Genomic DNA, 13,713 nt, shown 5'->3' with positions numbered 1-13,713 from the left:
AAGCCCCCTACGACAGCGCCCGATCAGTTCTTGTAAATCTGATCGAAAACGCCGCCGTCTGCAAAATGTTCCTTCTGTGCCTTGGTCCAGCCGCCGAAGACGTCGTCGATCGTGAACAGTTCGACCTTGGCGAAGGAATTTTCATACTTTTTGGCGGTCTCGGCATCGCGCGGACGGTAGAAATTGCGCGCGGCGATCTCCTGCCCTTCCTTGGTGTACCAGTATTGAAGGTAGGCGTCAGCCGCATTGCGGGTGCCCTTTTTGTCGGCAACCTTGTCCACGATCGCGACCGGCGGCTCGGCGAGGATCGACTGCGGCGGTGCAACGATCTCGAACTTGTTCGCACCGAATTCCTTCAGGGCCAGGAACGCCTCGTTCTCCCAGGCGAGCAGCACGTCACCGACGCCGCGCTCGACAAAGGTCACGGTGGCGCCCCGGGCGCCGGTATCGAGCACCGGCACCTGCTGGAAGAGCTTCCCGACGAAGTCCTTGGCCTTGTCGGCCGAACCGTATTTCTTTTGCGCAAAGCCCCAGGCGGCAAGATAATTCCAGCGCGCGCCGCCCGACGTTTTCGGGTTCGGCGTGATGACGGCAACGCCCGGCTTGATCAGATCGTCCCAGTCCTTGATGCCCTTGGGATTGCCCTTGCGCACCAGGAAAACGATGGTCGAGGTATAGGGTGATGAATTCTGCGGCAGCCGCTTCTGCCAATCCGCCGCGGTAAGGCGCTTGTTCGCGATGGCGTCGATGTCATAGGCGAGCGCAAGCGTCACCACATCGGCCTGCAAGCCGTCGATCACCGCGCGTGCTTGCGAGCCGCTGCCGCCGTGCGACTGCTTAATCTCGACGCTCTTGCCGGTTTCCTTCTGGTAGGCGCTCGCGAACGCCTTGTTGAACTCGACATAGAGCTCGCGCGTCGGATCGTACGACACGTTCAGCAGATTGATGTCGGCGGCCAGAGCCGAGCCTGCCCAGAGCCCCGTCGCGAGCAATCCTGCGGCGAGCGGAACGATACGGCGCATCATGTCCATCTCCATTCACCTCGACGACATCGGCGTCGTCGACGGCAGGCATAACTCCTGGCGAAACGCTCTTGTGTCAACGGAACCCGATTTTCTTGTTCGCTAGCTCGCAGCGTGACTGTGCTACGAAGTCTTCATCGTATGGATGCCGCATTCTGTCTTGGCCCGGCCGCGCCACCGGCCGGCGCGTGCATCCTCACCTTCAGTCGTTCTGCTGGTGCAAGGCATGCACCCAACCGACAGGAATCCTGACACAACCAGAGGGTGCCGCGGCAATTTGGCGCGGGTGAAGATCGCCTCGATCTCCTCGCGCGAGACGTTGGCGAAGGGATTGAACTTCAGCCGCGCGCCGTCGTCCTCGACGACCGGAATGTCGGCGCGCGCATTGCCCTGAAAGCGCTTGCGGCCGTTGAGCCAGGCGTCGAACGGCTTCAGCGCACGCGCCAGCGGCTCGACCTTGCGGATCCGGCAGCAGGCGTCGGGATCGGAGAACCAGAGGTCGCGGTCGGGATCTTCGCGCAACAGCGTCTCCTCGGCCGGCTTGATCGAGCGAACGTCCTTCAGGCCCAGCGTCGCAATCAGCGTATCGCGATAAGCCAGCGTCTCCTCAAACAACCAGCCGGTGTCGAGAAAGATCACGGGGATTGCGGGATCGACATCCGACATGACCTTCAACAGCGTCGCCGATTCCGTGCCGAAGGACGACACCAGCGCAAGCTTCTCGCGCCCGACCGTCTTCAGCGCCGCGGCAATGACCTCCGCGGGCGAGGCATCGCGCAAGGCGCGATCGAGCTCGTCCGCCGAAGGTAGCGCAGACACGGGCGAAACCTGAGGCGCGATCGCGTTCACGTGCCGACCCCTTCGGAATGGCGCAGCTGCATGCGCCGGTGCAGCGCGGTGATGCGGCCATCGCCGGTCGGCTGGTAGAACACCGAATAGCGCTTGGCGGTCTGCATGAAGGCCTCCGCGTCGGCCTGCTTCTTGACTTCGAAGGCATCGAAGCCGGCGCGCAGCATGAACACGAACTGGTCGCGCAGCACCTGACCGGTCGCGCGCAATTCGCCGCGATAATTGTAACGTTCGCGCAGCAGCCGCGCCTGACTGTAGGCGCGCCCGTCACGGAAGGTCGGGAACACCAGCGCGACGGCGGCGATCTGGCCGAGATACGGCACGAGTTCGGCGATGTCGCGATTGTTGGGCCAGATCACGCCGACCTTTCCGGCGCGCTTGAGCAAGCCCTCGGCCTCGCCGAGGAAGCGCTCGGCGGGCACCAGGATGTCGCCGCCCTCGGGCAGCGGCGTGTCGACGGCGAGCTTGACGAAGCTGTCGTCCGTAATCTTTCCGCCATTAACGAGTGGCATAGACGCGCTCCTTGAAGGGTTCGACGCCGAGGCGCTTCACCGTGTCCATGAACAGCTCTTCAGGCCGCTCGCGCAGCGCCAGATAGGCTTCCACGATGTCCTCGACCACGTCGGCGACCTCGTCGAACTTGACGCCGGGGCCGATCAGGGTGCCGAGCGCGGCATTCTCGTCGGCACGGCCGCCGATGGTGATCTGGTAGACCTCCTCGCCGTTCTTCTCCACGCCGAGAATGCCGATATGGCCGACATGGTGATGGCCGCAGGCATTGATGCAGCCGGAGATGTTGATGTGCAGGCGGCCGATCAGGTTGGCGAGCTCATGATTGGCGAAGCGCCGCGTCAGCTCCTGCGCGATCGGGATCGAGCGCGCATTCGCCAGCGAGCAATAATCGAGCCCGGGGCAAGCGATGATGTCGGTGATCAGGTTGACGTTGGGCGTCGCCAGCCCGAGCTTGTCGAGCGCCTTCCACAGCGCCGGCAGGTCGCGCTTGGCGACGTGCGGCAGCGCCAGGTTCTGCTCGTGGCCGACGCGGATCTCGCCGAAGGAATATTTGTCGGCAAGATCTGCCAGCGCGTCCATCTGCTCGGCGGTGGCATCGCCCGGAGGCCCGCCGGTCGGCTTCAGCGAGATCGTGACGATGGAGTAACCCTGCACCTTGTGCGGGGCCACCGAGTTCTTGCGCCATGCCTCGAAATCGGGGTCGGCCGCGGCCTGGCGCAGCTCGTCCGGCATATGCGGCAGCTTCTCGTAGGCCGGATAGGTGAAGCGCGAGCGGATGTCCTCGATCACCTCGTCGTCGATCTGGAGCGAGGAGTTGCGAATGTGCTGCCACTCGTCCTCGACCTCGCGCGAGAATTTCTCGATGCCGAGCTCGTGGACCAGGATCTTGATGCGCGCCTTGTAGATGTTGTCGCGGCGGCCGTACTGATTGTAGACGCGTAGGATCGCCTCGATGTAGCTGAGGATGTCGCGGCCGTGCACGAAGTGCTTGATGGTCTTGGCGATGAACGGCGTGCGGCCGAGACCGCCGCCGACCAGCACCTCGAAACCGGTCTCGCCCTTCTCGTTCTTGATCAAGCGCAGGCCGATGTCATGGATCTTGATCGCGGCGCGGTCGTGGTCTGAGGCGGTGATCGCGATCTTGAACTTGCGCGGCAGGAACGAGAATTCCGGATGCAGCGTTGTGTGCTGGCGGATCAGCTCCGACCAGATGCGCGGATCCTCGATCTCGCCCGGCGCGACGCCGGCCCACTGATCCGAGGTGACGTTGCGCATGTTGTTGCCGGAGGTCTGCATCGCGTGGATGCCGACCTTGGCGAGGTCTTCGAGTGCATCCGGCAGCTCGGCAAGCTTGATCCAGTTGAACTGGATGTTCTGCCGCGTGGTGAAGTGGCCGTAGCCGCGATCGTATTTGCGCGCGACATGGGCGAGCGCCCGCATCTGGTTCGTCGCCAGCGTGCCATAGGGGATCGCGACGCGGAACATATAAGCGTGCAGCTGCAGATAGACGCCGTTCTGCAGCCGCAGAATTTTGAACTCGTCCTCGGTGAGCTCGCCGGACAGGCGCCGCTTCACCTGGTCGCGGAACTCCGAGACGCGCTCGTTGACGAGCGTGCGGTCGATTTCGTCGTAAGCATACATAAGTGGGTGCCTTAAACCTGGGCCGGCTGTCCGATGGTGACGCCGGTGCGGCGAATCTGCTCGCGCAGATTGCCGGGCTGGACCTTGCCATCGTCGCCGATCTGCACCGGCGCGATATAGGGGCCGATGGCGCCGACGTCATCGGCCACGGCTTCCGCAAGCAACGCCTTGGCCTCGTCGGAGTTGCGCACGATCGCGGCTTCCGACAGCTCGGCGGACCAGCTCTTGGCGGCGGTGCGGTAGACCACGATGCCGTCCCAGGTGCGGTTGGCGGTCACGACCGAGGGGCCGGCGATACGAATCTTCTTTTGTTCGAGCGGAGAGGTCATTCGGCTGCATCCAATAGGTCAGAGATGATTTGTTTGGGTGTCTGGCGGCGAAGCGAGCCGGCATGCCGGACGACGTCGCCGATGATGAGGATGGCGGGACCGCCATGGATCCGCCGCACCAGTTCCGGCAGATCGCGCAGCGTGCCAATTGCGCCTTGCGCATCCGGCCGCGTGACGCGGGCGAACACGCCGACCGGCGTCTCCGGCGAGCGGCCGGCCGCGAACAAGCCTGCGCGCACGGCGGGCGCTGCGGTCATGCCCATGTAGACCACGACCGTCATCCTCGTGTCGGTCAGCGTCGACCAATCCACGTTCTCGGCATCGCGGGCCTTGTGTGCGGTGAGGAAGGTGATGCGGGTCGCTTCGTGACGATAAGTGAGCGGCACCTCGAAATCGGCGGCGGCGCCGAGCCCTGCGGTGATGCCGGGAATGATCGAATAGGCGATGCCGGCGGCGCGCAGCGCTTCCACCTCTTCGCCGCCGCGGCCGAACACGAAGGGATCGCCGCCCTTCAGCCGCACGACGCGTTGGCCCGATTGCGCGGCCTCGATCATGCGCTCGTTGATGGCGTCCTGGCCGATGCCGGGCTTGCCGACGCGGCGGCCGACCGCAACGCGCGTGGTGTCGCGGCGAATGCGGTCGAGAATCTCGGGCGAGACCAGCTCGTCATGGAAGACGATGTCGGCGTCCTGCAGCGCGCGCAGCGCCTTGATGGTGAGCAGATCGGGATCGCCGGGGCCGGCGCCGACCAGTGCGACGGAGCCTTCCGTCTTGTCGGCGCGCGCGAATGCGGTGGGATCGGCAATCGCCTTGAGCGATGCATCGGCTTCGCTGTTGCGGCCGGCGAGCACGGCGGCGCCGATCGGACCGTCGATGACGCGCTCCCAGAAGCGGCGGCGCAGCGGAAACTCGGCGATGCGCTCGTTGATCGACTTGCGGAAGGTGCCGATGAACTCGGCGAGTTCGCCAATGCGCGCCGGCAGCAGCGCCTCGATCTTCTCGCGCACGCGCCGCGCCACCACTGGAGAGGTGCCGCCGGTGCCGACGGCGACCACGACATCGCCGCGATCGACGATGGCCGGAAAGATGAAGCTGGAATGCTCGAGGTCGTCCATGACGTTGACGGGCAGGCCAGCCGCCTTGGCGCGAGCCGACATGGCGACACCGACATCGCCTGCGCCCGCACAGACGACGGCGATGACGCCGGAAAGATCCGCCGTGAGCGGATCGCCCGCCGCGATCTCGATGCGCGCTCCGTCTTCGGAGCCCAAGCCGAGGTCATGATTGCCATCGATCGCATGCACGCGCAGGCGCGCGCCGGCAGCGGCGAGCACGCGCAGCTTGGCGCGCAAAAGCTCGCCCGCCCCGATGAGGACCACCGGGCCGGCCTTGAGATCGAGAAACACCGGCAAGAACCGCATGTGATACTCGCTTCCCCACAAACGGGGTTGACTGGAATTATTTTCTATATATGTCTCGTTTCGAGCGCGCAAAGAGAAAATTTTTTCTTCTCTTCCGCACCGCAACTATAGAATTTTCGCCTCCAAACGCAAAGTGGCAGAGATGCATCTTCTCAAGGACGATTCCGCTGCTGATCGACTGAGCAATCCGGCGCTGGCTGAGCGCGTGCGCGCCCAAGAATTTTCTGCCGAACTTGCCCCGAGCATGGACCATCTCGACCAGCTCGAAGCGCAGAGCATCTACATCTTCCGTGAGGCCTTTGCCCGGCTGAAGAAGATTGCCCTGTTGTGGTCGCTCGGCAAGGACTCCAACGTCATGATCTGGCTGGCGCGGAAAGCCTTCTTCGGCAAGATGCCGTTCCCGGCCCTTCACGTCGATACTGGCAAGAAGTTTCCGGAGATGTATCGCTTCCGCGATCATTACGGCAAGGAATGGGATCTCGATCTGCGCGTCGAGCCCTGCCCGCCGATCGATGCCGTCGACCCAACGTTGCCGCCGGCCGCCCGGTCCGCCGCGCGCAAGACCGAGGGCCTCAAGATGGCGCTCGCCAAGTATGGCTTCGACGGCCTGATCGCCGGTATCCGCCGCGACGAGGAAGCGACGCGCGCCAAGGAGCGGGTGTTCTCGCCGCGCGGCTTGGAGGGCAATTGGGACGTGCGCGACCAGCCGCCGGAGTTCTGGGATCATTTCAACGCCTCGCCGCCGCAAGGCGCGCATCTGCGCATCCATCCCATCCTGCATTGGACCGAGGCCGACATCTGGGCCTACACCAAGCGCGAGAACATCCCGATCATTCCGCTGTACCTCGCCAAGGACGGCAAGCGTTATCGCTCGCTGGGTGACCAGGACATCACCAATCCGGTTGCCTCGAACGCTGCGAGCATCGACGAGATCCTGATCGAGCTCGAGCAGACCAAAGTGCCGGAGCGCTCGGGCCGCGCACTCGACCACGAGACCGAGGACGCCTTCGAGCGCCTTCGCGTCGCCGGCTATCTCTGATCAAGGACGCGGCCATGAACATGTTCGTCACGTCAGCCTCGCCCGGCACGCCGAACGGCACCACGCGTCCCCAGGTCCGCATCGTCATCGTCGGCCATGTCGACCACGGCAAGTCGACCCTGGTCGGCCGCCTCCTGCATGAAACCGGCAGCCTGCCCGAGGGCAAGCTCGAAATGCTCAAGGCCGTCAGCGCGCGGCGCGGCATGCCGTTCGAATGGTCGTTCCTGCTCGACGCGCTGCAGACCGAGCGCGACCAGGGCATCACCATCGACACCACCCAAATCCGCTTCCGCACCAATTCGCGCGACATCGTGCTGATCGATGCGCCCGGCCACGCCGAATTCCTCCGCAACATGATCACCGGCGCCTCGCAGGCCGACGGTGCGGTGCTGATCATCGACGCGCTGGAGGGAGTGCGCGACCAGACCAGGCGGCACGGCTATCTCCTGCATCTGCTTGGGGTGAAGCAGGTCGCGGTCGTCGTCAACAAGATGGACCGCGTCGATTTCTCCGCCGCACGCTTCAAGGACATCAGCGACGAGATCTCCGCGCATCTGAACGGCCTCGGCGTGACGCCCACGGCCGTGATCCCGATTTCCGCGCGTGACGGCGACGGCGTCGCAATGCGCACCGACCGCATCTCTTGGTACAAGGGACCGACCGTGGTCGAGGCGCTTGATCACCTTGAGCCGGCGCGTCCGCTGGAAGCGCTGGCGCTGCGGCTCCCGGTGCAGGCGATCTACAAGTTCGACGACCGCCGCATCGTCGCCGGCCGCATTGAATCCGGCAGCCTGATTGCCGGCGACGAGATCGTGATCATGCCGGCCGGCAAGATCGCCAAGATCAAGACGGTCGAGAGCTGGCCGGCGACGCCGGTAGCGGGCCGTCAGGGCGCCGGCCGCTCGGTCGGCATCACGCTCGACCGTGAATTGTTCGTCGAGCGCGGCGACATCATCGCACATGCCGGCACTGCGCCGCGCGAGACGCGGCGGCTCCGCGCGCGCATCTTCTGGCTGCACGACAAGCCGCTCGCCAAGGGCGACCAGCTTTTGGTGCGGTCGGGGCCAAAGGAAAGCCGCGCCACCGTGGTCGCCATCGAGAAGGCGGTCGATCCCGGCGAGCTCTCGAGCAGCGAGAACAAGGCGATCGGCCGCAACCATGTCGGCGAGATCGACATCTCCCTGTCCAATCCGATCGCGACCGATCCCTACACCGAAAATCCGCGCACCGGCCGCCTCGTGATCGAGGTGTCCGGGCGCATCGCCGGCGGCGGCCTGGTGCTGTCCGTCGATGCCGGCCAACGTGCCGTGCCCGTTGACATCGTGCCGGTGGAATCGGCGCTGCGGCCCGACGAGCGCTCGGCACGCTACCGCCACAACGGCGCCGTGGTCTGGCTCACCGGCCTGCCGGCCTCCGGCAAGTCGACGCTGGCGCGGGCGCTCGAGCGGCGTCTCTTCACCAATGGCGGCTCGCCGATCCTGCTCGATGGCGACACGCTGCGCGCCGGGCTCAACAGCGATCTCGGCTTCTCCGCCACTGATCGCAGCGAGAACATCCGCCGCCTCGCCGAGGTCGCGACGCATCTCGCCCGCAACGGCCACATCGCCATCGTCGCGGCGGTCTCGCCCGCGCGCGAAGATCGCGCCGCCGCGCGTCGCATCGCCGACACCGTGTTTCGCGAGATCCATGTCGCGACGCCCGCCGAGGTGTGCGAGGAGCGCGATCCCAAGGGCCATTACAAGAAAGCCCGCGCCGGCGCACTCGCCTCGTTCACCGGCATTGGCAACGACTACGAGAAGCCTGAGGCCGCCGAGCTCGTGATCGATACGTCGAAGCGGACGGTTGCGGAAGCGGCCGATGAGATCGAGCAGATGCTGAAGGCATCAGGCGTGCTGTTCGACGAGCTCGTGGACCTCGCCGCGAATATTTGAGGCCGCCCTAGTCGTCGCCCGGCTCGGCCGGGCGACCCAGTATTCCAGAGACAGCGTTGGAATACGGAGAAGCCGCAGCGTACTGGATTCCCCGCTTGCCGCCTTCGCTAAAGCTTCGGCGCCCCTAGACCTCAACCTCGGCGAAGCCTTAGCGTGGCCGGGTCGCGGGGAATGACACCGGTGCGTGGGGCCTTCCCCTCTCCTTGACATTTTGACAAGCCCCCGGGGGTCTTCTCACGGCCTCTTTTTTGGGGCTAATAGGTCCGGAAAGCTGCCCCGCGCGGGCGCATTTTGCTGCTGTCGGGTCAAAAGCAGCCAAAAACAGCCATTCCAACAAGAAAGCCCATCATGAAACGCGTCGACGCCCACGGATTGAAGATCGCCCCTGTTCTGTTTGACTTCATCGCCAAGGAAGCGGCCCCGAAAACCGGGATCGCGCCGGATGCGTTCTGGGCTGGGCTCGCCGCCATCATTAAGGAGCTCGGGCCGAAGAACCGTGAGCTGCTCGCATTCCGCGACAATCTGCAGGCCAAGATCGACGACTGGCACCGCGCCAATAAAGGCAAGGCGTTCGACCTCGATGCCTATACCGCCTTCCTAAAGGAGATCGGCTATCTCGTCCCGGAGCCGGCGACGCAGAAGGTCGAGACCGCCAATGTCGACGAGGAGATCGGCAAGATCTGCGGCCCGCAGCTCGTCGTGCCGCTCACCAATGCGCGCTACGCGCTGAACGCGGCGAATGCGCGCTGGGGTTCGCTCTATGACGCCTTCTACGGTACCGATGCGATTCCGCATGATCCGTCCGAGAGCGGCAAGGGCTACAACAAGGCGCGCGGCGACAAGGTGATCGCCAAGGCCAAGGCGTTCCTCGATAACGCCGTGCCGCTCGCGACCGGCAGCCACACCGACGTGACCGGCTATAGCGTCGTCGCGAGCCAGCTCGCGGTGAAGCTGAAGAGCGGCAACGCCACCGCGCTGAAGAATGCCGCGCAGTTCGCGGGCTTCCAGGGTGATCCAGCCGCGCCGAGCGCCGTGCTGCTCGTCAACAACGGCCTGCATATCGAGGTCAAGATCGACCGCAGCAGCGCGATCGGCAAGGACGATCCGGCCGGCGTCGCCGACATGATCATGGAGGCCGCGGTCTCCACCATTCTGGACATGGAAGACTCGGTCGCCGCGGTCGATGCCGAGGACAAGGTGCTGGTCTACCGCAACACGCTCGGCCTGATGAACGGCACGTTGTCGGCCGATTTCGAGAAGGGCGGCAAGACGCTGACGCGTTCGCTCAATTCCGACCGCCTCTACAAGACGCCGGACGGCAAGGGCGAGCTCAAGTTGCACGGCCGCAGCCTGCTGTTGATGCGCAATTGCGGTCACCACATGTTCACCGACGCCGTGCTCGACGAGAAGGGCGAAGAGGTTCCAGAAGGCCTGCTGGACGCCGCCGTCTCGGGCCTGCTCGCGATCCACGACCTCAAGGGCCATTCCAAGGTCAAGAACAGCCGCACCGGTTCTGCCTACATCGTCAAGCCGAAGATGCACGGCCCGGACGAGGTCTCGCTGACCTGCGAGATCTTCGACCGCGTCGAGAAGATGCTCGGCCTGCCGGAGAACACGCTCAAGGTCGGCATCATGGACGAGGAGCGACGCACCACCGTTAACCTCAAGGCCTGCATCCAGCGCGCCTCCAAGCGCATCATGTTCATCAACACCGGCTTCCTCGACCGCACCGGCGACGAGATCCACACCTCGATGGAAGCGGGCCCGATGATCCGCAAGAATGAGATGAAGGCGCAGGCCTGGATCAAGGCCTATGAGGACTGGAACGTCGACATGGGCCTGATCGATGGCCTGCCCGGCCACGCCCAGATCGGCAAGGGCATGTGGGCCGCCCCCGACAAGATGGCGGACATGCTGGTGCAGAAGCTCGGCCATCCGCAGGCCGGCGCCACCACCGCCTGGGTGCCCTCACCGACCGCGGCGACGCTGCACGCGCTGCACTACCACCAGGTCAACGTGATCGCGCGCCAAGAGGAGCTCGCCAAGGGCGGACCGCGCGCAAAACTGTCCGACATCCTCACCATTCCGGTGTCGAAGTCGAACTGGGCGCCCGATGACGTCAGGCAGGAGATCGACAACAATTGCCAGGGCATTCTGGGCTATGTCGTGCGCTGGATCGACCAGGGCGTCGGCTGCTCCAAGGTGCCCGACATTCACGATGTCGGCCTGATGGAAGACCGCGCCACCTTGCGCATTTCCAGCCAGCACCTTGCCAACTGGCTGCATCAGGGCGTCATCACCGAGGCCCAAGTGATGGAATCGCTCAAGCGCATGGCCGTCGTCGTCGACAAGCAGAACGCGGGTGATCCCATCTATAAGCCGATGGCACCCGCCTTTGACGGCGTCGCCTTCAAGGCCGCCTGCGACCTCATCTTCAAGGGGCGCGAGCAGCCGAACGGCTACACCGAATACATCCTCACCGCGCGCCGCCGCGAGGCCAAAGCTCTTGCATAAAGAGGCTCTTGCATAAAGAGGCTCTTGGATAGAGAGGCGCTTGGATAAGCGCGCTCGGCTGAGCAAAGTCACGGGAACATCGAAAGCCCCGGCCGAGCCCGGGGCTTTTTGTTGGGCGAAACGTCCCGCTGTGTCACGGAACAGGCTGCGTGCGCCTTGCGTTGTCGGGCCATCAACCAACGGGAGATGGTCATGGACTGGAATCGGATCGAAGGAAACTGGAAGCAGTTCAAGGGATCGGCCAAGGAGAAATGGGGCAAGCTCACTGACGACGACCTCCAACTGATCGAGGGCCGCCGCGAGCAGCTTGAGGGCCGGTTGCAGGAGCGTTACGGCAAGGCCAAGGACCAGGTCCGTCAGGATGTCGACGACTGGCTGAAGTCGCTGCACTGAAGCAGCACGAACGAAGCCCCGGCGAAAGCCGGGGCTTTTGATTTGAGGTGTAGCCCCGGATGGCGTGAAGTGCGATCCGGGACCTTCGTTGCGGCCCGGATACCGCTTCGCTTGTCCGGGCTGCGATTGCTAGAACACCGCCAGGTATTTCAGCAGCGAAACAATGCCGATGATGATGACGATGACGCGCGCGATCTGCTTGGCGCGGCCGTCCATTGGCAGCATGTTGATGAGATAAAGCACAAGAATGACGACGAGAAAGGTGACGAGTACGCCGACCAGCATCGCGAGGCCCCCTTCAGGCAATTGCTACGCTGTTCTAACGCGCTGCACCCAAGCCGGTTCCATCTCGGAAACCTGCCGCGCGATCTCATGAGGCCTCCGCGGCAGGCCAATCCGGCATTTGCCGTCCGACAAGGTTCGGAGGCCGACAGATGCGGCGCTCCCTACTCTTTCGCCACCACGGGGACCTGGCGGAATCTCGCGCGCACTGAATCCGGCAGCGGCGAGAAATTCATCGCAACGCCGCGGCGGTCGTTGGCATTGCGGCTGGCGACCACTAAACCATTGGCGCCGGCGACGATATCCCCCTTGCGCAGGGTCGGATCGTCCTCGACCTTGACGGATGCGAGCCCCACCGGGTCCTTGCCGTTGCAGGTGCAACCCGCGACGATCTCATTGCGATAGCGGTATGCGTTGGGCAGATCCGAATAGGATTTTCCCTTCTCCGTCGTGGCATCGTCGATGTTGCCGCCGTAGACCAGCGAGGTTTCCGAGGCAGGGCAGAAACTCTTGCAAGATTGCGCCTTGCTCTCCGCATCATTGCCTTGTGCCGGGAAGTAGCGACCGTCGCAGCTGCGCACGCAATAGGCGGTGCCGCCGCCGTAGGACGCGCGCTGGCGTGGCGCCTCATAGCGCGGCATATCGCCGGTGGGGAAAGGCATCCGGATTTCCGGCGGCGGCCGCATCCGAAAGCCGCCGAACAGGCCCGAGAAGAAATCCTGCGCATGCGCCGACGGCGCCATCGCCAGCCCGCTGGAGACGACGACGACAATCGCCGCTCCGCCCGCCAGTTTGTCAATCAGCCGTCTCGCCATAGGACCTCGCAGACTAATTCACGGCCGACGTGGTCATGTTCAGCGCCTGCCGACCCGAAGGCAGCGTCGTCACGGCCGGACGCTTGCGCACGGGATCACCTCCCTTCGCCATTAGCGGCACGTTCTTCGGCAGCACCACGACCTTGGCTCCGACATTGACGCGGCTGTACAGATCCATGACGTCCTCGTTGGTCATGCGGATGCAGCCGGACGAGACGAACTTGCCGATGGTGGAGGGATCGTTGGTACCGTGGATGCGGTATTGGCTCGAGCCGAGATACATCGCGCGCGCACCGAGCGGGTTGCCGGGCCCGCCGGCGACGAAGCGCGGCAGATAGGGCTGGCGCGCGATCATCTCGGCCGGCGGATGCCAGTCCGGCCACTCGGCCTTGCGGCTGACGCTTTGCACGCCCGACCAGGTAAAACCCTCGCGGCCGACGCCGACGCCGTAGCGGATCGCGCGGCCGCCTCCGAGCACGTAATAGAGATAGGTGCTGTTGGTATCGATGACGATCGTACCGGCCGGCTCGCTCCGGTCGAAGCCGACGATCTGCCTGCGCAGCCGGTCGGGCAATTGGGCATCCTCATCGGCGACCTGCGGCGCCTCGTTGATGTCATCCTGCGAATAGCCTTGGTCCTGCAAGTATTGGCCCTGCGAGTAAAGGTCCTGCGGGTACACCCGCTGCATCGGCGCATAGCCGAAGGTTTGCGCGCTCGCGGTGCCCACCGGCACTGCGAGAAGAGCGGTTGCGAAGGCGAACGCGCCGACGGCGCGCGGCGAGAAGCTGCGACGGACTGCAAACAACTTTGTCATGAGCTGCCCCGTTGGATGTGCATCAGGTGATGCGCTGCCTCAACAAACTCCGCCGGGTCGATCGAAGTTCCGGCGCAGCGTGCGGCAGCGACGTCACAGTCAAGCGAGCACCTGTTCACGAGGCCGCGATGGAACCAGCCCGCCGCCCAA

Annotated in this window: 13 protein-coding genes; 4 read left to right on the top strand and 9 right to left on the bottom strand. The window is 64.5% G+C overall.

Going from position 1 to position 13,713, the window contains the following annotated elements; translation table 11 throughout:
- Nucleotides 1-23 precede the first annotated feature (23 nt).
- From ACVWYQ_RS28455 to cysG, 6 genes are all read right to left on the bottom strand, one after another.
- Nucleotides 24-1,037, bottom strand: coding sequence for a sulfate ABC transporter substrate-binding protein (locus ACVWYQ_RS28455; RefSeq protein ID WP_275497958.1), 1,014 nt, complete (start codon nucleotides 1,035-1,037; stop codon nucleotides 24-26).
- 108 nt (nucleotides 1,038-1,145) lie between these two features.
- A complete protein-coding gene (locus tag ACVWYQ_RS28450) occupies nucleotides 1,146-1,871 on the bottom strand; it encodes a phosphoadenylyl-sulfate reductase (RefSeq protein WP_271542858.1) in 726 nt (241 codons plus the stop codon).
- The gene (locus ACVWYQ_RS28445) at nucleotides 1,868-2,383 is read right to left on the bottom strand and encodes a DUF934 domain-containing protein (RefSeq protein ID WP_271542857.1); all 516 of its coding nucleotides are present in this window, start codon (nucleotides 2,381-2,383) and stop codon (nucleotides 1,868-1,870) included. The genes ACVWYQ_RS28450 and ACVWYQ_RS28445 overlap by 4 nt, the downstream gene beginning before the upstream one ends.
- Nucleotides 2,370-4,025, bottom strand: coding sequence for a nitrite/sulfite reductase (locus ACVWYQ_RS28440; protein WP_025033990.1), 1,656 nt, complete (start codon nucleotides 4,023-4,025; stop codon nucleotides 2,370-2,372). Before ACVWYQ_RS28440 ends, ACVWYQ_RS28445 begins: the two co-directional genes overlap by 14 nt.
- 11 nt (nucleotides 4,026-4,036) lie before the next feature.
- Complete coding sequence (locus tag ACVWYQ_RS28435; protein ID WP_035998194.1) at nucleotides 4,037-4,354, bottom strand: DUF2849 domain-containing protein; 318 nt, start codon at nucleotides 4,352-4,354, stop codon at nucleotides 4,037-4,039.
- Nucleotides 4,351-5,775 carry a siroheme synthase CysG gene (gene cysG, locus ACVWYQ_RS28430; RefSeq protein ID WP_404545905.1) on the bottom strand — a complete coding sequence of 475 codons (1,425 nt, stop codon included), beginning with the start codon at nucleotides 5,773-5,775 and terminating at the stop codon, nucleotides 4,351-4,353. The genes ACVWYQ_RS28435 and cysG overlap by 4 nt, the downstream gene beginning before the upstream one ends.
- Nucleotides 5,776-6,019: 244 nt before the next feature.
- Between cysG and cysD the strand changes: the two genes are divergently transcribed.
- The 4 genes from cysD to ACVWYQ_RS28410 all read left to right on the top strand — a co-directional run bounded on the left by cysD (nucleotide 6,020) and on the right by ACVWYQ_RS28410 (nucleotide 11,652).
- Complete coding sequence (gene cysD / locus ACVWYQ_RS28425; protein WP_128264420.1) at nucleotides 6,020-6,814, top strand: sulfate adenylyltransferase subunit CysD; 795 nt, start codon at nucleotides 6,020-6,022, stop codon at nucleotides 6,812-6,814.
- A gap of 14 nt (nucleotides 6,815-6,828) precedes the next feature.
- On the top strand, nucleotides 6,829-8,745 hold the full coding sequence (cysC, locus tag ACVWYQ_RS28420) for an adenylyl-sulfate kinase (RefSeq protein ID WP_456726588.1): 1,917 nt from the start codon (nucleotides 6,829-6,831) through the stop codon (nucleotides 8,743-8,745).
- A gap of 348 nt (nucleotides 8,746-9,093) precedes the next feature.
- On the top strand, nucleotides 9,094-11,259 hold the full coding sequence (locus ACVWYQ_RS28415) for a malate synthase G (protein WP_456726587.1): 2,166 nt from the start codon (nucleotides 9,094-9,096) through the stop codon (nucleotides 11,257-11,259).
- Between the two features lie 192 nt (nucleotides 11,260-11,451).
- Nucleotides 11,452-11,652 carry a CsbD family protein gene (locus ACVWYQ_RS28410; protein ID WP_008546815.1) on the top strand — a complete coding sequence of 67 codons (201 nt, stop codon included), beginning with the start codon at nucleotides 11,452-11,454 and terminating at the stop codon, nucleotides 11,650-11,652.
- A gap of 129 nt (nucleotides 11,653-11,781) precedes the next feature.
- On the opposite strand, the gene ACVWYQ_RS28405 is transcribed toward ACVWYQ_RS28410, so the two are convergent.
- The 3 genes from ACVWYQ_RS28405 to ACVWYQ_RS28395 form a co-directional block, all read right to left on the bottom strand.
- Complete coding sequence (locus ACVWYQ_RS28405; protein WP_008546817.1) at nucleotides 11,782-11,937, bottom strand: Thivi_2564 family membrane protein; 156 nt, start codon at nucleotides 11,935-11,937, stop codon at nucleotides 11,782-11,784.
- Between the two features lie 161 nt (nucleotides 11,938-12,098).
- The gene (locus tag ACVWYQ_RS28400) at nucleotides 12,099-12,749 is read right to left on the bottom strand and encodes a DUF2865 domain-containing protein (RefSeq protein WP_271542851.1); all 651 of its coding nucleotides are present in this window, start codon (nucleotides 12,747-12,749) and stop codon (nucleotides 12,099-12,101) included.
- 13 nt (nucleotides 12,750-12,762) lie between these two features.
- Complete coding sequence (locus ACVWYQ_RS28395) at nucleotides 12,763-13,563, bottom strand: L,D-transpeptidase (protein ID WP_275497946.1); 801 nt, start codon at nucleotides 13,561-13,563, stop codon at nucleotides 12,763-12,765.
- Nucleotides 13,564-13,713 lie beyond the last annotated feature (150 nt).

Source organism: Bradyrhizobium sp. USDA 3397, assembly GCF_054060965.1.
This window is presented reverse-complemented; position numbering and strand designations above follow the sequence as displayed.

Excerpts from the sequence above, each read along its gene's own strand:
- cysD (WP_128264420.1), top strand. The coding sequence starts at position 6,020 with ATGGACCATCTCGACCAGCTCGAAGCGCAGAGCATCTACATCTTCCGT.
- ACVWYQ_RS28415 (WP_456726587.1), top strand. The coding sequence starts at position 9,094 with ATGAAACGCGTCGACGCCCACGGATTGAAGATCGCCCCTGTTCTGTTT.
- ACVWYQ_RS28395 (WP_275497946.1), bottom strand. The coding sequence starts at position 13,563 with ATGACAAAGTTGTTTGCAGTCCGTCGCAGCTTCTCGCCGCGCGCCGTC.
- ACVWYQ_RS28445 (WP_271542857.1), bottom strand. The coding sequence starts at position 2,383 with ATGCCACTCGTTAATGGCGGAAAGATTACGGACGACAGCTTCGTCAAG.
- ACVWYQ_RS28455 (WP_275497958.1), bottom strand. The coding sequence starts at position 1,037 with ATGGAGATGGACATGATGCGCCGTATCGTTCCGCTCGCCGCAGGATTG.
- ACVWYQ_RS28410 (WP_008546815.1), top strand. The coding sequence starts at position 11,452 with ATGGACTGGAATCGGATCGAAGGAAACTGGAAGCAGTTCAAGGGATCG.
- ACVWYQ_RS28405 (WP_008546817.1), bottom strand. The coding sequence starts at position 11,937 with ATGCTGGTCGGCGTACTCGTCACCTTTCTCGTCGTCATTCTTGTGCTT.
- cysC (WP_456726588.1), top strand. The coding sequence starts at position 6,829 with ATGAACATGTTCGTCACGTCAGCCTCGCCCGGCACGCCGAACGGCACC.
- ACVWYQ_RS28435 (WP_035998194.1), bottom strand. The coding sequence starts at position 4,354 with ATGACCTCTCCGCTCGAACAAAAGAAGATTCGTATCGCCGGCCCCTCG.
- cysG (WP_404545905.1), bottom strand. The coding sequence starts at position 5,775 with ATGCGGTTCTTGCCGGTGTTTCTCGATCTCAAGGCCGGCCCGGTGGTC.
- ACVWYQ_RS28440 (WP_025033990.1), bottom strand. The coding sequence starts at position 4,025 with ATGTATGCTTACGACGAAATCGACCGCACGCTCGTCAACGAGCGCGTC.
- ACVWYQ_RS28400 (WP_271542851.1), bottom strand. The coding sequence starts at position 12,749 with ATGGCGAGACGGCTGATTGACAAACTGGCGGGCGGAGCGGCGATTGTC.